This is a genomic window from Pedobacter sp. AW31-3R, assembly GCF_052180285.1.
GTDB lineage: Bacteria > Bacteroidota > Bacteroidia > Sphingobacteriales > Sphingobacteriaceae > Pedobacter.
On sequence record NZ_CP197475.1, the window covers coordinates 2020920 to 2041412 of the forward strand.

At 41.5% G+C, this 20493-nt stretch carries 14 protein-coding genes; 7 read left to right on the forward strand and 7 right to left on the reverse strand.

What is annotated here, in order from left to right; all coding sequences use genetic code 11:
* Positions 1-16: 16 nt before the first annotated feature.
* Positions 17-1924 (forward strand): AAA domain-containing protein, encoded by a 1908-nt coding sequence (locus tag ACSBL2_RS08185; RefSeq protein WP_442591196.1) that lies wholly within the window; start codon positions 17-19, stop codon positions 1922-1924.
* A gap of 96 nt (positions 1925-2020) precedes the next feature.
* Here the strand turns inward: ACSBL2_RS08185 and ACSBL2_RS08190 are convergent, their stop codons facing one another.
* Positions 2021-2263 (reverse strand): hypothetical protein, encoded by a 243-nt coding sequence (locus ACSBL2_RS08190; RefSeq protein WP_442591197.1) that lies wholly within the window; start codon positions 2261-2263, stop codon positions 2021-2023.
* 37 nt (positions 2264-2300) lie between these two features.
* Positions 2301-2534: a hypothetical protein gene (locus ACSBL2_RS08195; RefSeq protein WP_442591198.1), complete on the reverse strand. Its 234-nt coding sequence runs from the start codon at positions 2532-2534 to the stop codon at positions 2301-2303.
* 168 nt (positions 2535-2702) lie between these two features.
* Here ACSBL2_RS08195 and ACSBL2_RS08200 point away from each other — a divergent pair, with 168 nt between their 5' ends.
* Together ACSBL2_RS08200 and ACSBL2_RS08205 are read left to right on the forward strand one after the other, a co-directional pair.
* The gene (locus ACSBL2_RS08200; protein ID WP_442591199.1) at positions 2703-3170 is read left to right on the forward strand and encodes a hypothetical protein; all 468 of its coding nucleotides are present in this window, start codon (positions 2703-2705) and stop codon (positions 3168-3170) included.
* Between the two features lie 86 nt (positions 3171-3256).
* On the forward strand, positions 3257-5131 hold the full coding sequence (locus ACSBL2_RS08205) for a PAS domain S-box protein (RefSeq protein ID WP_442591200.1): 1875 nt from the start codon (positions 3257-3259) through the stop codon (positions 5129-5131).
* Between the two features lie 40 nt (positions 5132-5171).
* On the opposite strand, the gene ACSBL2_RS08210 is transcribed toward ACSBL2_RS08205, so the two are convergent.
* Together ACSBL2_RS08210 and ACSBL2_RS08215 are read right to left on the reverse strand one after the other, a co-directional pair.
* A complete protein-coding gene (locus ACSBL2_RS08210; protein ID WP_442591201.1) occupies positions 5172-5789 on the reverse strand; it encodes an NAD(P)H-dependent oxidoreductase in 618 nt (205 codons plus the stop codon).
* Between the two features lie 171 nt (positions 5790-5960).
* The gene (locus ACSBL2_RS08215; RefSeq protein WP_442591202.1) at positions 5961-6854 is read right to left on the reverse strand and encodes a LysR family transcriptional regulator; all 894 of its coding nucleotides are present in this window, start codon (positions 6852-6854) and stop codon (positions 5961-5963) included.
* A 205-nt stretch (positions 6855-7059) separates the two neighbouring features.
* Here ACSBL2_RS08215 and ACSBL2_RS08220 point away from each other — a divergent pair, with 205 nt between their 5' ends.
* The 3 genes from ACSBL2_RS08220 (at position 7060) to ACSBL2_RS08230 (ending at position 14747) form a co-directional block, all read left to right on the forward strand.
* Entirely contained in the window at positions 7060-11433 is a 4374-nt protein-coding gene (locus ACSBL2_RS08220) for a hybrid sensor histidine kinase/response regulator transcription factor (protein ID WP_442591203.1), read from the forward strand.
* A 235-nt stretch (positions 11434-11668) separates the two neighbouring features.
* A complete protein-coding gene (locus tag ACSBL2_RS08225) occupies positions 11669-13099 on the forward strand; it encodes a glycoside hydrolase family 28 protein (RefSeq protein WP_442591204.1) in 1431 nt (476 codons plus the stop codon).
* A 37-nt stretch (positions 13100-13136) separates the two neighbouring features.
* The gene (locus tag ACSBL2_RS08230) at positions 13137-14747 is read left to right on the forward strand and encodes a DUF5060 domain-containing protein (protein WP_442591205.1); all 1611 of its coding nucleotides are present in this window, start codon (positions 13137-13139) and stop codon (positions 14745-14747) included.
* A 108-nt stretch (positions 14748-14855) separates the two neighbouring features.
* Here the strand turns inward: ACSBL2_RS08230 and ACSBL2_RS08235 are convergent, their stop codons facing one another.
* The 3 genes from ACSBL2_RS08235 to ACSBL2_RS08245 form a co-directional block, all read right to left on the reverse strand.
* On the reverse strand, positions 14856-15776 hold the full coding sequence (locus ACSBL2_RS08235) for a helix-turn-helix domain-containing protein (RefSeq protein ID WP_442591206.1): 921 nt from the start codon (positions 15774-15776) through the stop codon (positions 14856-14858).
* 193 nt (positions 15777-15969) lie between these two features.
* Positions 15970-16743: an SDR family NAD(P)-dependent oxidoreductase gene (locus tag ACSBL2_RS08240; RefSeq protein ID WP_442591207.1), complete on the reverse strand. Its 774-nt coding sequence runs from the start codon at positions 16741-16743 to the stop codon at positions 15970-15972.
* Between the two features lie 514 nt (positions 16744-17257).
* On the reverse strand, positions 17258-18205 hold the full coding sequence (locus tag ACSBL2_RS08245; protein WP_442591208.1) for a hypothetical protein: 948 nt from the start codon (positions 18203-18205) through the stop codon (positions 17258-17260).
* Positions 18206-18817: 612 nt separating this feature from the next.
* Between ACSBL2_RS08245 and ACSBL2_RS08250 the strand changes: the two genes are divergently transcribed.
* Positions 18818-20485, forward strand: a complete 1668-nt coding sequence (locus tag ACSBL2_RS08250; protein ID WP_442591209.1) for a tetratricopeptide repeat-containing sensor histidine kinase — start codon at positions 18818-18820, stop codon at positions 20483-20485.
* Positions 20486-20493 lie beyond the last annotated feature (8 nt).

Genomic DNA, 20493 nt, shown 5'->3' on the forward strand with positions numbered 1-20493 from the left:
TATTACCTTTGCTGAAATGGAGTATTTTAAAAAGCAGCTCGAATTGCTGACAATTGAGCGTGAAGAAGACCTAAGGGCTTATCTTCGCCTGACGGGAACTTCTTCTGTGACGGAGCGGCGGGAAAATGGACTCAGCTGGTATCCTATTGCCATCCGTGGAACGGAAATGAGCAGGGGGGACTACCTTAGTGTAGAGATGGAACGTACTACCCACCACGATCTTTCCCATCAGTTTCGTTTTGGGGCATCGGTGGTCTTGTTCTCTAACCATGATCCGAAAAATGACAGGCTTGAAGGTATTATAGGCTATATCAGCGGTAACCGCATGAAAGTCACGCTGCGCAGTGATGAACTGCCGGATTGGGCATCAGATGGTAAATTGGGCATAGATTTGCTTTTTGATAACAATAGTTATGATGAAATGCAGTCTGCACTCCAAACGGCCTCAGTGCTAACTGATAAAAATGAAGAAGGACGGTTAACAAAAATACTCACCGGCATAGCCTCTCCGGGCTTCAGGCTTTTGCCTTATACCTTCCAGCATCCGGAATTAAATATCCGGCAGCAGCAGGCCGTCAACCAGATTCTGTCGGCAAATGAACTTGCTATTGTCCATGGCCCTCCTGGTACCGGCAAAACGACTACCCTTGTACAGGCGATAAAAGCGCTGCTGAAGCAGGATCATCAACAGATCCTTGTCGTAGCCCCAAGTAATACCGCTGTGGATCTTTTGAGTGAAAAGCTGGCAGCTGAAAGCTTAAGTGTAGTGCGTATAGGTAATCCTGCGCGGGTATCGGCAGCATTGATGTCACTCACGCTTGACCACCAACTGGCGTCACACCAGGAGATGAAACAAGTAAAATCCCTGAAGAAGCAAGCCAGCGAATACAAAAATATGGCGCATAAATACAAGCGTAATTTTGGTAAAGCAGAACAGGAACAACGTAAGGCACTTTTTAATGAGGCAAGGAAAATAAGCAGGGAAGTTGAACAGATTGAACAGTACATGATGGACGACCTGCTGAATAAAACACAGGTCATTGCCGCGACACTGGTGGGCGCCAACCATTATACGATACGTAACCGTAAATTCGGTACGGTAGTGATAGATGAGGCCGGGCAAGCCCTGGAACCCGCCTGCTGGATTCCACTGATGAAATCGGATAAGGTTGTTTTTGCAGGGGACCATTGTCAGTTATCACCAACAATTAAGTCGAATGAAGCTGCCAGGATGGGCTTAAGTACCACATTGCTTGAAAAATGTGTGCAGCTGCATCCGGAAAGTGTAACCTTGCTGGAAGAACAATACCGGATGAATGAAAAGATCATGCGGTATTCTTCAAGGGTGTTTTATGGGGACCAGTTAAAAGCGCATGGTACGGTAGCCGGACATTTGCTTTTTTCGGGAGATACGGCACTGGATTTCATTGATACGGCAGGGACAGGTTATGAGGAGAAAGCAGAAGGAACAAGTACCACAAATCCTGAGGAGGCCTCTCTTCTGTTGAAACACCTTGCGCAGCTGTGTACCGAGCTGAATAGCCATTATACAGCAGATGATTTTCCTTCCATCGGCGTGATCTCTCCTTATTCCCAGCAGATTCTCGTGATCCGGGACCTGTTGCTGAACAATCCTGAATTACAGCCCTATGCCTCAAAAATTACCGTGAATACCATCGATAGTTTCCAGGGGCAGGAGCGTGATGTGATTTATATCAGTATGACCCGGAGTAATCCGGAAGGGATTATAGGCTTTCTGTCAGATATCAGGCGTATGAATGTTGCAATGACAAGGGCGAGGAAGAAACTGGTTGTTATAGGGGATAGTGCGACTTTATCCAGATTACCCTTTTACGCTGGTTTTGTCAGCTATACGGAGGAAGTTGATGCGTATAAAAGTGCATGGGAATTTATGGATTTATAAAGCGGAAGAGGTAAAGAACTGATTTTCTTAGCCCGGTTTCCTAACCGGGCATTAGCCGAACGGTGATGACCTGAAGAAATCGGATCATGTGCAGTTCTATTTTTGCTGATCCAGATATACCGTCAATATATTCTTCAGGTAGATCTCCGGCTTAGGCATGACAATAACTGCACCTTCTAATTTATCCTGCGAATGTTTCAGGTAATTTGCCTTAATCTTACCCCATTCCTTGGAATAAAGTTTAATGAACATCTCTACAAATTCCTTATCTGTATATTCTTCCGGAAGTTTACTCAATACAATTGCTATCTTTTCTTCTTTTCTGTGTAATACTGCCATGTTATTATTTTAATGGGTTGCAAAGCTAGGAATAATATTAAGCTTGCAGCATTTTATAATGATCAATTATCAGGCCCAGTAAATTACTGTTCACCTCGGTCTTGCCTACAGGTTTCCATTGATTGTCTTGGTCTGTCTGGATTTCAAAATTTTCATGGTCTTCTAGGGAGACAATATGGTTGGTCTCCTCTCCCTCAGTAACCGTATGTATGGTTACCGGGACAGTTTGCCCCTTGTATTCAACCTCGAATCTTGTTGTGGTATAACTCATATCCAAAGGTATGGTTTACGAAATTTATTTTTGAATTTTATTGTTATATTGAAAGCGTTTTGAGTAAAGGGGTGTGGAAAGAATATTTTTGTTAATATTTAACACAGTACGGGAAATAATGTTTACTTATGTTATTCCATAAGCTTCAAGGTAACCAAAAATAAATGTATGACTGATTTTCAGAAAAAATATTTGAAGATTTTTATCTTCTTTATTTTACTTCTTACCGTATATAGTTGTAAAACAGTATCTCCTGAAAGCAAGGTGCTAACCATTTCCCGGGGAACCAGTTTTGGACATTGCCGTGGAATCTGCAATAAGGAAATTACCGTTGGTCCTGCTGAGGTGGTTTATAGCCAGTGGGCAAACGGTGAAAATCCAGGGACAGTGAAGGTAGTCAGGGTACTTCCGAAAGAAAAATATGAATCACTGCTTAAAGATTTGGATCGCCAGTCCTTTGCTGAGTTGAAGGAAACCATTGGTTGCCCTGATTGTGCCGACGGTGGGGCGGAATGGTTAGAGGTGACAGCAGGAAATAAGAAAAAAAGGGTAACTTTTGAATATGGGAAGTCTCCAGAAAAACTAAAAAACATCATCATCCAGCTAAAAAAAATACAGGAGACATTTGAGAAATAAGCGAAGAAATATTTAAATTCAATGTTGCAGACTCCGTCTGATGAGATGGATCACACCTGCTGCAAAATATTACAAAGTATTGTAACATGGAACACCATCCCGAATATCGAAAAGATGAGCTGACACTTAAAAAGTCGCTGGATCTGTATGAAAAAGCCAATGAAATGGCTGGAGTAGGGGTATGGGAGGTGGATTTTGTGACGAATAAACTCTTCTGGTCAGTTGTTACGAGGCAGATACACGAGGTTCCCGACGATTATGAACCAGAATTTCAGGCGGCCATCAACTTTTATAAAGAGGGATTCTGTAGGGAAGAGCTGCTTAGGAATTTTAACCATACCGTAGAAACCGGTGAACCTTTTATGGTGGAGCTGCAACTGGTTACTTTCAAGGGAAATGAAATGTGGGTGAGGGCCAAGGGCAGTGCTGAATTTAAGGAAGGACGTTGTCTCCGTTTATTCGGAACCCTGCAGGATATTCAGATACAGAAACTTCAACGGATTCAACTTATCAACAGTGAGATTAAATACCGCTCTGTCATTGAGAACTCCCTCTATGGCGTATTGTTAACCTTTCCCGGCGGATTTGTATTGGATGCCAACCAGGCCGCCTTAAAGATGTTTGGCTATACCCTGGAAGAAATCAGGAAACTATCAAGGTATGATATATTCGACATCAACCATCCAAACTTGTCCCGTTTTCTTAAACGCAGGGAAAAAGATGGAAAGGCCAAAGACGAAATCACTGCTATCCGTAAGAACGGTGAAATCTTTCCCTGTGAGATTTCAGGTGCTTTTTTTACAGATATCGATGGAACGCGGTTGAATAGCCTGGTTATTGTGGACATTACCCATATTAAACAGGCAGAGCGTGCGCTGGCATTGAGTGAGGACAAATACCGTAAGATTTTTGAAAACATACAGGATGTTTATTACCGGACGGATAAAGATGGGGTCATCATTGAATTAAGTCCCTCCATAGAATTTTATAATTATAAGCGTGAAGATCTAATCGGATCACTTGCCAGTGATTTCTACTATTTGAATGAAGAGAAGGATAAAATCCTGAATGTGCTGAAAAAAGAGATGAGGGTAAGTGACTTTGAGGTGAAATTGAGGAGCTCAACGAATGAGCTGTTTTATGCCTCTGTGAATTCCCGACTGGTGATGGAGAATGGGATATTTATGGGCACTGAGGGGATCATACGTGATATCACGCTCCGTAAAATTCAGGAAAATGAATTGGCTTCCTTAAATACTGAACTGAAAGGCCTGAATGAACACAAGGAGAAATTATTATCGGTGATCGCCCATGACCTGAAAACCCCGATTGCCAGTTCGCTGAAGCTGGCAGAGCTGGCGCTGATGGATGTGAGTGAGACGTCTAAGATTGAACTGATCGAATATTTAAGTAAAATCAGGGTGGGACTGGACAATACAAATGAATTGTTGGAGGATTTACTGAGCTGGGCGGCAAGTCAGTTTGGTTCAGTGATTTTTAATCCTGTATGTATTGAAGACCTTAAAGGACATATCTATACCGGTATCACAAGGCTGGTTCCTATTGCTGAAGCCAAAGGGATTAAACTGACACAGCACATCGATCCTGGAATTGTTCTGATCGCTGACAAAGATATGCTCGATGCCATCATCAGGAATATTGTTTCCAATGCCATTAAATTTACAGGCAGGGGCGGACGGGTAGAGATAACGGCAAAGTCACGTAAAGACGATGTTATTTTTTCCGTGACTGATACCGGGATTGGGATTTCCCCTGCTATCGTCAATGTTTTATTCGAGAAAAGTTTCAACTATACAATCTATGGTACTTCAGGTGAGAAGGGTACCGGACTTGGACTGGACTTGTGCAGGGAATTTGTTGAGAAGCATAAAGGTAAAATATGGGTAGACAGTACGGTGGGTAAGGGAAGTACATTTTATTTTACCATTAAAAAGGTATAGCAGGCGGCATGGCAGAGATGCCGCTTTTCATTGCTAAAGATTAGACCTGGAATTCCTTAACCGATGAATAAATGAATGTTTTTTCCAGATGTGCCGTATACCTTTTCATGTCACGGGGAACATCTGCATTCTTTTCAATATCATGAAAATGGATACTTTCCAGTGGCTTCATCCCTGTGAAGGCATTCATGCGGTGGAAGCCGAACAGTGCTCCCTCATCTACCGATTTTTCCATAAAGAATTCTCCGGGAATGGTAAATGCTTCTTCAGGGGCATTCCATGAGGTTGTTACCATGTATTTCTTGTCAAGCAACATCCCACCAGTACCGTAGTTTCTTGTCGGATTTGCGGAACGTCGTCCGTCACTGTGGTAGATTCCATTGGCATGGCCCTGGGTAAATACCACATCGATATATTTCTTGAAACCATGGGGCAGCTGAAACCACCAGATCGGCGTATGGTAAATCACCACATCTGCCCATACATAATTGTCTACCTCCTGCTGCGGATCATAGTCGTCATTTACATTGGTCATCCTTACTTCAAAACCGGGATGGCTCCGGAAAAAGTCAATGGTCGTATCTGTTATGGTTTCATTGAATCGGCCCCCGGAATGTCCGAATTTCTGGCCTCCATTGATGATAAATATGTGCTTCATTATTTTGTATGTTTATCCTGCAGTCCCCTGCTATTATTTACAGTTCGGGCTATCAGGTGTTTTTTAATTACAGTACAAAATTATGGCCTTTGGGGCTACTATTATAATAGTATGAATCATAGTTATCTATTATTTATGTGATAGTTGACCCGGGTTTTAGAAGTGATGCTATTACATCACCTGGCGGATGAGCTCTTTGATACGGGCAATTTCCTCAGCATACAAGGTGTTTTTCCGCGTTGCAAAATATAGGGTATTTTCCAGGAGGGGGTTGCCTTCCCAGATGACCTTTACCTGTTCCGCATCAATTTCCTTTTTTCCGATATGACTGGGAATAATGGCGAGGCCATTTCCGCCACTCAGGCAGCGTACAATGGAATTCAGATTTGGAACAATATAGTTCGGCCGGAAATCAGGATACTTGTTGAAGTTCAGCTGCCAGAATTTCCTGAGATGCTCCATATCTCCGGTGGTTCCATACCATTTATGTGTAGAAAACCAATCCAGCAGGCCATTGGGTTTACCTGTTTTAAGCAATGCATCAAATTCATCCTGGTTGACCTTGCTGCCCCCTATAAGAACAATCCTTTCAGATGAAAATGCCTCATGTTCAATAGTTGCAGCCGTTCCCCTCTGTGGAGTAATGATGAGGTCAAGAATACCCTTCTCCAGATTTCCCAGCATCTCAGGATATTCTCCAAACTGGATGATGAGGTTAAACGGAAGTGTAGACACATAAGGTTCGAGCGTGATCTGGAAGGTCTCAAAACACATGCCGACACTAATGGTAGGGGTATGCTTCTCATTGCTCTTCTGGAAATTCTTTTCCGCATCCTCCAGCTTGCCCAGGGCTTCGATGATGAAATTGTAAAAGACCTTGCCCCTTTCTGTAGGTACCATTTTACGGCCTGTGCGGTCAAATAACTTGTACCCTACATAACTTTCCAGTGAACTTAGGTGTAAGCTTACACCAGGTTGAGAAATGAACAGTGCTTCCGCTGCCCCCGTAAGTGTTCCACTTTTATAAATTGCCTTAAAAGTCCTGTACCATTCTAAATTAACCATGTGGATGAACTATCAATTATAGGATAGAAGATGCAAAAATAGAAAATTTTATAATACCTCCCACTGCCTTTGCAGCCTAGCCGTGATTGCCTAGTTTACCGGAAGATGGGGGCGCCCCTAGCTGCTGCGCACATATTTAGTTGCATCATGGATAAGGAGGCACAAACAAAATTGCTATTTTTAACAGTTTAACTTATCTTTCCTGATGCCCATCAAAGTTGTACCTAAGCTGTTTCTCTTATGCATGTTTCTTTTTTGCCCCTGGTGTTCGTGGCTGGCGAAGGGACAGGAGGATATAAAATGCAAGATTGAACACCTGACTACAGAAAATGGCTTATCCCATGATGGTGTCATGACCATGATCAAAGATAAGGATGGCTTCATGTGGTTTGGAACCTGGGACGGGATAAACAGATATGACGGTGTAAATTTTGTAACCTATAAGGGAAATGCCGGCGACAGAACAACGCTGAACAACAACAGGATAGATCAGATCGTAGAAGACCATCAGGGTAACCTATGGTTGAAGGCCTATGATAACCAAATCTACCGTTTCAATAAGAAGACAGAGCGTTTTTTGTCGGTTGCTGAAATCATCAAAGATGAAAGTATCAATTTCGAAAAAATTATCCTGACCAGGAGCGGGAATATTTGGCTGACGACTGATGGTCGCGGTGTATTCCTTGTTCAACAGGATGATGGGGCCATTCCGAGAATTGTAAACTATCAGGTTAACAAGGATATGGTCTCACCTGCGGAGGGTAAGATTAATTTTTTGCAGGAAGATCTGAACGGAAATGTTTGGATAGGGGCCAAAACCGCATTATATCTTCTGAAAAAGAATGATCAGGATAGCCTCCTCTATAAAACTTACCGGTTATTTAAAAAAAAGGAAGCGGTCTGTTTCCTTGAAGGTACTGATTGCATATGGTTTGGCTTCCATTCAGGCGAAATAGCCACTCTCGACAAACGCTCGCAACGTTTTGGATTGAAAAGGATGTCCGCCGGGAGGATCAACGCCATGTACTGCTCTAAGTTAAAACAAAAGAGCTATTTAACTACCTCAAGCGGCGAATTGATCCAGGTTTCGCCCTCCTTAAACGAAACGAAAAGGTTTTTTTATGGAAAGGCGCTTTATTCAATATTCGAAGATAAAAGGGGGATGGTATGGCTGGAGCCTGAAAACCAGGGTGTAATAAGATTCAGCCCATGGAGCAAATCTTTTAAAGATTTCCTTCAGAAAAGGGATGTCATGCAGCCGACAAAATATTACAATATTTTTGAAGATCGTGATGATAGATTATGGATCGCAACAAAAGGCGGTGGATTTGGCTATTATGATGAGCAAAATGAATCCTTATCCTATTTTTATAATCAACCTGGTCATGCCGGCAAACAATTTTCAAATACCGTCTCATCTATTTATATGGATGACCAGGCAAAAGTCCTGTGGTTAAGTACAGAGGATAGGGGGATACACAAGATCATCTTCCAGCCCGAAAACTTCAAGTATCATCTTATGGATAAGGACCGGTCAAATAAATCCTTAAATGAGGTACGGGCTATCTACAGGGATAGCAGAAATAGAGTATGGCTTACATCGAAATCGGGAAATGTAGTCCTGATGCAAAACGGGAAAAAACTGGATGATCCATTCAATGGCACCTTTAGGGAAAAACTCCAGTTCATCTATACGATATTAGAGGATCGCAAGGGGAATATCTGGCTTGGAACGAAGGGCAATGGCCTGTTCAAGGCTACCCCTTTAAATGCACAGCATACAAAGTATACACTCCGGCAATTTCTGACGGACGAAAAAGATAACTACAGTATCCACCATAATCATATTTATAGCCTCATTGAGGACCGCCAGGGTAGAATTTGGATAGGTACCTACGGAAATGGCCCGGGGGTGATTGAAAATCCCCATGCCGACCATATCAGATTCAATAGTGTCAGAAACACGCTTCGGGACTATCCCATCCATTCTTCCCCTAAGATAAGAAGTCTTACCGCAGACAGTAAAGGGAGGATATGGATGGCAACGACCAATGGATTGGTCATCTGTGATCCACAGGCGCGAAAGCCTGAACATTACCAGTTCCAATCTTACAGGAAAGTCCCGGGAAACAGTACTGCTTTGGGCAGTAATGATGTGAGGTTTGTTTACCAGGATAGCCGGAACCAACTGTGGATAGCGACCTCAGGTGGAGGCCTCGGTAAGGTAGTAGAGGCAAAAAATGGCGAGATTGGATTTAAAACATTCACAAAAAGAAATGGACTCTCCAGCGATTATATCCTGGGCGCAGTCGAAGATGGACACCATAATCTATGGCTTACTACCGAGAATGGAATTTCAAAATTGGACCTGTCAAAAGAACAATTCAGAAACTACAATTCCTATGACGGCTTACTGAAGATTGGTTTCTCTGAAGAATCTGCCCTGCGGCTAAAGGATGGAAGTTTGATATTTGGATGTACAGAAGGCTACCTGAAATTCTATCCTGATGCCATCAAAGACAGGCAGATCAAAGCGAACCTTGTGCTGACCAGCGTGCGGGTTAACAACAAGGAGCCAGACTTGAATGCAGACGAGAGCCCTAATCCGTATAACATTGCCTATGCAAAGTCTCTACGGCTTCGTTACAACGAAAATACAATCAGCATCGACTACACCACTTTGGATTTTAGGTCTAACAGTAAACAATCTTATGCCTATCGCCTTAGGGGATTTGACGAACACTGGCATGACGTCAAAAACCTTCAGAAGGCCACCTATACAAACCTGCCCCCTGGCAATTATATTTTTGAAGTAAAATGCCTGAATACAGAGCTGTACAGTATGTTGCCTATCAAACGTTTGTCCATCACAATTGATCCTCCGATCTGGAAAACCAAATGGGCGTATTTCCTTTATTTTGTCCTGCTGTTGCTGGTGTTGGAAGTGATTCGCAGGATCACACTCTCCTTCATAAAATTGAAAAACAGGATCGCAGTGGAGCGGCAGGTAACCGAGTTGAAGTTGAGTTTCTTTACTAATATTTCGCATGAGCTTAGGACACCGCTTACCTTGATCACAAGCCCTATTGAAGAGATCTATAAAAATGAGTACCTCAGTCCACGAGGACAGGAATACATCGAGATCGTCAGAAAAAATGCTTCCCGTATGGGGCGTTTTATCAATTACCTGCTGGATTTCAGAAAGGTTCAAAGCGGAAAAAGCAGTGTAAATACAAAGGCTATCGAATTGGTTTCGTTTATGGACCAGGTCGTAGCTTATTTTGCTGAACTCGCAAGGGAAAAAGGGATACTGATCAGGGTTGAATCTCAAAGGCCTGAGATTTTCATGATGGCAGACACGGAAAAATTGGAAGTGATCATTTATAACCTGTTATCGAATGCCTTGAAGTTTTCCTATGACCATCAGCAGATCCTGATACGGATTTTCGAGTTGGAGTACCAATCGGTCCAGATAGATATCGTAGATAAGGGAATTGGTGTCGAAGAAACCAAATTGAATGATATTTTCGAGCTTTATTATGAAGAGGAAAGATTGGGCCGTAACCAATTTGAAGGCACCGGTATTGGTCTGGCATTGTGCAAGGAATATGTAGCGCTTCATAAAGGCAGGATAACAGCAAGAAATAATCCGGACCATGGTCTTACGGTTACCGTGGTACTGCCTAAAGGAGAATTTGTTGGAACGATGCCCGAAGTGGTCAGTACCCATGTCTCCGGCGAGGATGTAGATTCCGGCGAAACTGAACATCAGGAATTTTTTCCGGATGTAACGGATGTCCAAAATGGATTAGAAAATCCACTGGTATTGATTGTGGAGGACAATGATGACTTAAGAAAATTCCTTTGGAACCAACTGTCGGATAACTACAGGGTAATAACCGCTGAAAATGGCCTGCAAGGCCTGAAGAAAGCTAAAGAATTTCTCCCGGACATCATATTGAGCGATATCATGATGCCCGAAATGGATGGGATCGAGATGTTAGACAAGATCAGGAATGAAATGAGCACCAGCCATATTCCGGTCATCTTGTTGACTGCCAGGTCTACTATAGCGCATAAGATCAGAGGTCTGGACTACGGAGCCGATGCTTATATCACCAAACCTTTTGAGACAGATTTCCTGAGGGTTTCGATCGAGAGTCTTATTAAACAGAGAAAACGAATCTTCGAATCTATACTCAGACAAAAGACAAACTTCGAATTGGCACCCAGTGAAATAACCATTACAACAAAAGATGAGGCATTTTTGAAGGAGGTGATAACGATTGTGGAGAATGAAATGGAAAAAGCAGATTTCAGTATTGATTCTTTTGCTGATACCGTTGGATTGGGGAGGGCAACATTTAACAGGAAGTTCAAATCCCTTACCCATATGACTCCGGTTGAATTTGTCAGGGATATGCGTTTAAAACGGGCAAAACAACTGTTTGATGCAGGTGACCATAACATTGCCGTTATCGCTTATTCAGTAGGTTTCAACAGTGCGGGGTATTTCAGTACTTGTTTTAAGGAAAAGTATGGCATGGCTCCGACTGAGTATATCAAAAAGCAGATCTAGGATGAGTTCTCCATTGTATAGATTTTTGTTTAAATGCCCAAGGTGTTGTTATACAGGTTTTTGTATTTGTTTTCGGGATGCCGGACTAAGAGATGTTGTTAAAAAAATGAAAGCTTTTGCGTAATTTTTAAAAGTCTTTTTCTCCTGGTAAGGGTAGGTTTGGATGCTTCATCAAATCATGATACAATTGTGATCCTGTTGATATAACCAAATATAAAATCTGAATCAAGAACAAATGAGACTGACCTTTAAAACGACAAGGATCTTATGGGGTCCAACACTTTTAGCATTCCTGGTATTCGTTGCCTTTAGGCCTAAAGATCCAGGCAAGGTCTGGCGTTCGTCAAAAGAGCCTTTGGCTGAACTTGCCCAATTGAGAAAGGTCATCAAAGAACCCATTTTTAAGCACCAAGACTATCTGTTGACTGCTTTCGGTGCTCTGGGTGACGGAAAAACCATGAATACCGAGGCTTTTAAAAAGGCTATCGAGCAGTGCAACCGCGATGGAGGGGGAAGGGTAATTGTACCAAAGGGTGTATACCTGACCGGAGCTATTTACCTTAAGAGTCATGTAAATCTACATTTTGAGGAAGGTGCCAGGGTATTGTTCAGTCGTGATGTCAAAGACTACCCCATTGTGTTTACCAGATGGGAGGGGATGGAGTGTATGAATTATTCTTCCCTGTTCTATGCTTATGGCGAGAAGAATATCGCTATCACAGGTAAGGGCTATATCGATGGTAATGCTGATCAGGACAATTGGTGGAGTTGGTGCGGTAGTCCCAGGTTTGGTTGGAGTGAAGGAAAAGCCAGTCAACGTGCCGGGCGAAATCTGCTGCATGAGTTGAACAAAAAGCAGGTAAATCCGAAGGACAGGGTTTTTGGAGAGGGGTATTTTCTTCGGCCGAATATGGTCCAATTTTACAAATGTGAGAATGTTCTGATTTCCGATGTAGAGATGACCAATTCCCCGATGTGGTTCCTCAATCCGGTTCTATGTGAAAACGTTATCGTCAGAAAGATCAGGATTGTTTCCCACGGCCCCAATAATGACGGCTGCGATCCTGAGTCCTGTAAAAATGTATTGATCCAGGATTGCTACTTTGATACAGGTGATGATTGTCTCGCGATCAAATCGGGCAGGGATCAGGATGGCCGCAGGATCGGCAGACCTGCAGAAAACCACATCATTGAGCGGTGCGAAATGAAGGATGGACATGGTGGTGTGGTTATCGGTAGTGAAATATCGGGAGGAGCAAGGAATATTTATGCCATAGACTGTATCATGGATAGTCCAAACTTGGATCGGGTACTTCGGCTGAAGACGAGTTCTTCCAGAGGGGGCATTATTGAAAATATTTTTATGATGGATGTTAAGGTCGGTACCTACAAGGATGCCGCTGTCACCTGTAATATGTTTTATGAAAATCCAGGGGATTTTTTACCAACGATCAGGAATGTTTGGGTTGAAAATCTAGATGTGGCAAAGGGTGGTCAGTATGGTCTGTTCATCAAGGCCTATAAAGCATCTCCGGTTCAAAATCTCACAATGGTCAATTGTACGATTAGGGGAGTTAAGGAACCTATGAAAATTGATTACTATAAGGACCTGAAACTACAGCAGGTTACCATTAACGGTAAGCAGGTTTCACTATCAGGCAATTAAGATTAAACATACCCTATTGTTGCTAAACATCAGTTACATGACCGCTAAAAAAGCTTTTATCATTTTTTCCCTTTGTATAATTCATTTAACCACATTCGGTCAGTCAAAGGTTGAACAATGGAAACGGTTTGAGATGACATTCAACCAAACGTTTTCAGGAAATGCATTTACCGATGTTCAATTGCAGGCTACATTTTCCAGTTCCGACACTACTTATATCATCAAAGGTTTCTATGATGGCAATCATACGTTCAAAATTCGTTTTATGCCACCAAAATTGGGAGTCTGGAACTATACCGTTCAAAGTAACCTGGAGAAGCTCCACAATAAAAAAGGTTCTTTTGAATGTGTCAAAGCGATATCCGGCAACCATGGGACGGTAAAAGTTGCCAATACCTATGATTTCAGATATGCAGATGGAAAGCCATACTATCCCTTTGGGACAACTGCCTATGCATGGACTCATATGTCCAAAGCCATACAGGAAGAGACTTTAAACAGCTTGAAGAAAGCGGGTTTTAATAAGATACGGATGTGTGTTTTTCCAAAGAACTATGATTTGGTAAGGGAGGAGCCTGAGCTTTACCCTTTTGAAGTGAAAAAGATCGAAAAGGATACCAAGGGAAATGAAGTGAGGATCTGGGATTTTGAAAAGTTCAATCCTGCGTTCTTCCAACATTTGGAGAAAAGGGTTGCCGATCTGGATGCCTTGGGTATCGAGGCTGACCTTATTCTCTTCCACCCCTATGATAAGGGAAGGTGGGGATTTGATGCGATGCCCAATGAAGTCAATGTGCGGTACCTTGAGTATATGCTGGCCCGTTTAGGATCCTACAAAAACGTTTGGTGGTCGTTGGCCAACGAATGGGATTACCTGAAGAGCAAGACTGTTAAGGATTGGGATCTTTTTGCGGAAACCATGGCGCAGAAAGACCCATACAAACATCTTTGTTCTATTCATGGGGCTTCTTCTACCTATTACAATTATTTCAAACCTGAGTTTAGTCATGTCAGCATACAGGATGAGATACCCGTGGGGAATCCCAGTGCTGCTGGTCTCTTGAGGAACATATACCATAAGCCGATTATCAGCGATGAGGTTGGCTATGAAGGAAATCTGAAATCCCGTTGGGGAAGGTATAGTCCTGAAGAAATGAACCATTTGGTTTGGAATGGGGTAATCGCTGGAACATACGTTACCCATGGCGAGTGTTATATGTTCAAGGATAAAACGGATATTATATTTTGGGGAAAGGGTGGGACATTCAGGGGAGAGAGCTGGAAAAGGACGCCGTTCATAAGAAAAATTGTCGAAGAATGTCCAAACAGCCTGCAATTGTCAGATATAGGCAGGGATAATGTGACGGCTACCGCTGGAGATGGTTATTATATCATCTATTTCGGTAAACAGATGAATGATTCCTGGTTCTTTAATCTTCCGGCCAAAAATGGTTCTTACAAAAAGCTAAGCGCCGGCAAGAAATTCAAGGTAGAGATCATAGATACCTGGGAAATGAAAATCCAGGAAGTTCCATTGGTCTTCGAGACGGCTAAAGAAAATGATTATCGTTTGTTCGACAAAGACCTTCAAAAAATACGATTGCCGCTGAAACCTTATATAGCGCTAAGGATAACCGAAATCAAATAAAACTATATTCGAAAATTGATAGGGAAGCCGCCTTCGGGGTGGCTTTTTGCATTGTTGACATCACTGAAAATCAACGAACTCAAACAACAGTATGTTGGAATAGTTTTTTTAGCTGAAGGAAGACCTGAATTCAACAGGAGACATTTTAGTCTTGCTTTTAAACAGCTTGCTGAAACTTTGCGAATGCTCAAAGCCCAATTCATAGGCGATTTCGCTGATAGACAAACCAGTCGTAGAAAGTTTCTCTTTTGCTTTTTCAACAAGTTTGAGGTGGATATATTGCTGTGCATTCTGCCCGATAAGTGAACGGAGCAAATCGCTTAAGTATCCCGGAGAAAGGTTTAATTGTTCTGAAAGGAATTGCACTGTAGGAATGCCTTGATGCAGAGATTGCTGGTTATTGTAATAATTATCCAGAATAGCCTCTGTTTTTTCAAGAATATCATTATTTACCGCTTTACGGGTAATGAATTGGCGCTTGTAAAAGCGATTGATATAGCTGAACAGCAATTCTATCTGGGCAATCATTACTTCCTGGCTAAATTCATCTACGCGGCTATTGAGTTCCTGCCCCATAATGTTGTAAATAGAAAGAATAATGTCTTTTTCCTGTTCTGATAAATGCAGGGCTTCGTTGACGGAGTAAGCAAAATAACCATACTGCTTTATCTTTTGTGCCAGTGGATAACCCAACAAAAAATCTGGATGAATGAGTAGTATGTATGCGTAGGTGTTTTTATTGTACTCTGTAGTGCCTACCAACTGGTTGGGTGCTAAAAACAGCATACTCCCTTCATTAAAATCATAATAAGCCTGTCCATATTTCAGTCTTCCGCTGTTTTTTGTAATGAAGGTTATTTTATAGAAATTTAGCACATCATAAATCGGAGCCATTTCCGTATTAAAAGGATTGCTTTCATTGAAATGCATCAGGCTTATTAATGGATGTTGCGGTTTAGGCAAACCGAAAGCATGATGGCTTTCCGTGATAGACAGAAACCGGATGAGTTTCTCATCTTTTTTTTTCATCGGTATATAATTGTTTTTTAAACGTGATGAAGCGATCATGTACCTATTCATTGCTGTTTGTAAGCGGTAGGCTTATGATGGTTTCATCAGTATATTTCTTTTTTCAGGTAGCGGGTCGTTAAAGTCTCCCGTTTAAATTTAAATAAAAAACCTATGACAATGCTATCGCCATAGGTTTTTATGCTGCTTCATATTACCAGGGAAGACTGTTATCCGGCCCTGTAAAATTGGTAGGCCCTGTAAAACTTCCTGTTGGGATGTCTTCTGCCAATGCCACTCTGATGGGTTCAAGAGAACCTTCTTCAACTGTATCTGTTCCCTGAAAATTATTTAATGCCGTAGCCGTAAAACCCGGGCTGACCAGATTGACTTTGATGTTGGAGCTTTCCAGTTCTATTGCCAAAGACAGGAAAATACCATTGAGCGCAGTTTTAGATGCACCATAAACGGCATCGAATGCCGTACGGTAAGGGTTTGCAGAATCAGAATTTAAAGTAAGGGAACCCAATGCACTCGAAACGGTAACAATGCGGGCGGCTGTTGACTTTCGCAATAATGGCAAAAAGGCCTGGGTTACGGCAAGTGTCCCAAATACGTTGGTATCCCAAACGGTGCGCATCTCACTTATCACTGCGATGCTGGGCAGTTGCGCCCCCAGGATTTCTTCCATTGTACGTCCGGATTTTCCTGCATGTGAAATGGCGGCGTTATTGACCAATAAGCTAAGATATCCGAATTCACTTTCGATCAACTTTACTGCCGCATGGATCGAGCTGGTATCGGTGATATCCAACTGAATTGCTTTTGCCTGTCCACCGATTTTAGCAGCGGCAGTTTCACCTTTTTCCGGATTTCTCGAACCGATATACACCGTATAACCGTGCCCAGCAAGAGCTTTGGCTACTTCATAACCTACACCCGTATTGGCTCCCGAAACAAGTGCTATTTTCTTTTCATTTGCTTGCATAATTGTTTTTTTATATGACAAAATTCTACAAGAACAATACGATAGCTGTAGCCAAATCAGGGATAGTTGTAGCCAAATTGAGGATGGTGTTTCCTTATAGCCTCTGCGTGTGAGCTACCGGGTTAGTTATAACAATTTTTACACGCCCGTCTACCCATTTTTTCCGCTTTAGATTTGGAAATTTTTATTACCTGATGGTTACAATTGGCCAATCCCCGACACTCATGGCTATGGTAAACTTTCGCTCCTTTACTTTGACATATCATTACGGTACTATCTATGGAGGTACTTGCGGTATGGCGGACTGGAAAAATACAGGTTGTACTTATATAAATGGAAAGGAATATGATGATATTTTTCATAGCAAACAAAGTATAGTTTTATATATCTGCCTGTAAATGTATCAATTGTCTGAAGAATATGAAAAATATTGGGAGCTAATTTAAAGTTTTATTTATATGGATAAATACATTGGGATTTATAAAATAATTGCATTTGGAATCTGATATGACAATTACTTTTTTGAAACATACTTTTTATAGATATACTCGGTCATAGGCAATAATCTTTTACGATTATCTTCAGGATGATCACCCCCCGCAGTGTAAAACTCCACATGGCCATCTGTCTTTGCGTAATGAACCTTACCAATATCATTTGCAGTGATCAGCGAAAGGTCAGTTATCTTTTTCAAATGGTTTAACCGAAAAGTATCCAGAACAACGATCGCAGCACCTTCAACTTTTTGGCCATAGGCTATGGATTGATACTGTTTTCCATCCCAATACATATACTGACTTCCTGGATAAATGATATACAGGATACTCACCATAACGAATACAGCAAAAAATGCGATGATCGTTTTTTTAAATTTGGCCGGAATATTTAAAATCCTGTTGTCAACTAGTGGATCCGCTAATCCATATGGTTTAGGTTCAGGCAGGTCTTCTTCTACAATTCTTTTACCGTCTGATGCTACGATGATCTCCGTGTTTTGTTCCTCTTCTTCGGGTTCTGCTGCAGGACTTTCAGCTGCATCTGTAGACAGTTCAGTAGTAGGGCTTGATGGATTCTGCTCTGCTTTAACGAACGCATAAATATCACCAGGTCGGTTTGGCCGTGGTTGAAAGTCTATTAGCCAGGCTAGCAGTTCAATGTTGGCTTCTTCTCTTAAATAAGCTGTTGAGCCTTTTAGAAAGTTATTTAAAGGTCTGAAAATATCAGGATCCGCACTCTCAATGATTGTCAAATATTCCTCAGCATTGTTTCTTTTGCCAAATAATGTTGCGAAGGTTCGGTTGTCCTTCTCTGTGTACCTTTCTGGAAACACATTTACACATTCTTTCTTTAGCCTTGCAGGTGTATGGCGCTGCAAATTAGGGGGCAAAAGAACTTCCTCTTTTTTCTTCTCATAAGCGAGAATTACTGCTTTTGTATACTCTTCAAATCTGCTTAAATCCATTGAGAACTCATAATGAAACGGAATTTTTGGAATTTATCTGGAATCTTCGGAATCCCAATGGAATCATTGGAATCTTCGGAATCCTTTGATAGATAATCATTTACCGCCCCCTATGTTTGCATAAGAAATCAGTTCAGACTTTGATTCGCTATCAGGGTTTAAATGTACAAAACAGATTTCATAATTGATGAAGGCGCGGTAGTTAGTAACCGGTTTGGGAAGCAGTTAATAGCTCCCGCGTTCGAATCACATACTTCCCAAAAATTTCAGAAGGCCTTCTGATTTACAATCGTAGCAGCCCCCGCGAATGGTCGCGGGGAACTACACCGGTATTTCATTCTAAATTTTTGATCATGTTTTTTCAATTCATCATTGCTATGCTTTTGGGCTTCGGATGCCCGTCTACTCCTCCTCAAAACAACCAAGACGGAACTGTTACTACCCAGGGAGGACCACCAACAGTAGGTGACCATGGACAGACGCCACCACCAAAGCTTAATTAGATAAAGAGAGGTCTGGGCGGCAAAACTGCCCAGACCTATTTATTTTAAATAATATCAATTAATTTAGTGAAGCAATAATTTTATACTTATTTTGGTTAAAATTATTGGCTTGAAATATTCCTTTATACTATCTATCTGTTTTCTGTTTTTCCTTTCTTGTACGAATAACCTCAAGAAGGTCAGTAAAGAGGATAACCCCTACTATGACCAGGCCTTTGTATTTTTGGCTAAAGCCAATGCTGACAGTGCCTTTTTATACTTTAATAAAGCTAAGGACTTGTTCCTACAAAAAAAAGATAGCCTTGGGGCTGGAAAGTGTTTGGTCAACATGGGAATCATTTCTACAGATAAAGGGGATTATTTTGGGGCACAGGAATTATCATTGAATGCATTGGCTTATTTTGATCATAAAAATAAAGATCAATTTGTCTTCCTTCGCTCGAATTTCAACAACCTTGGCATTGCCACACATCAACTTAGAGATTATAAAAACGCAGTCAAATTTTATAACTCGGCTATTTTCTTTTCTACTGATTCCTTAGATACGCGTGTTTATTTGAACAATAAGGCGCTGATTTACCAAAAGACTGGCGACTATAAGGCTGCTTTACAAATTTATAGCCAGCTATCTAGAATGCTGAGTAAAAATAAGAAGGAACAGGCCAGGGTACTTACTAATATTTCCTATACGCGATGGCTACAGAATGCTCGGTATAATCCAGTTCCTGATTATTTAAAAGCCCTAAAAATCCGGAAGGAAGAAAATGATCTTTTTGGACAAAATGCAAGCTATTCCCATCTTTCTGATTATTATGCGGTTAAAAGGCCAGACTCTGCATTTCTGTATGCAGATCTAATGTATCAGGTAGCCAGGAAACTTGATCCCCCCGAAAATCAATTGGAGGCACTTCAGAAACTAATCAAATTAAGTGCGCCGAAAGCCATGAAGCAATATTTTGAAACCTATTACCGGTTGGATGATAGTTTGCAAAATGTACGTCGTGCCGCCAAAAACCAGTTTGCGCTTATCCGTTATGAAACGGAGAAGCATAAAGCAGATTTTCTAAAAGTTCAGGCAGAAAACATTCAAAAAGAGAATGATATCCTGAAGCAGTATTTCGCCCTTGGCGCTTTACTGATTATGCTAGTCTCAGGCTATTTTTGGTATAGAAAAAGACAAGAGGCATTAAAACAGGAAAACGAACTTGAAGTAAAAAATACGGAACTGAAGTATGTCAAGAAAATTCATGATAGAGTGGCCAATAAAGTATACCATGTCATGTCTGAAATAGAGAATAGTCCTGGTTTCGACAGAGATATCCTGTTGGATAAACTGGAAGTGCTTTATAATGTATCGAGGGACATCTCGTATGAAAGTAAGGAATTGAATGTAGAAAATAATTATGCAGGACAGCTCTCAGAAATGCTGCAGTCCTACTCTTCAGGAACCCGGGAAATTCTGATCGTAGGAAATGAAGAGGAGTTATGGCAAAGCACGAATAGTGCATCAAAAGAAGAACTTTTTTTTATTTTGCAGGAGCTCATGACCAACATGAAAAAGCATAGTAAAGCAGGAACGGTAATCCTGAAATTCCACTGTGCCAATGGAGACATCCGTATCTCCTACATTGATAATGGGGTTGGTATGACTGATGCTTCCAAGAAAAATGGCCTGACAAATACGGAAAACCGTATTAAAAGTATTCGGGGAACGATTACTTTTGACAATACACTAAAAAAGGGACTGGGAATCAATCTTTCCTTTCCTTTTTCTTAAAAGATAGT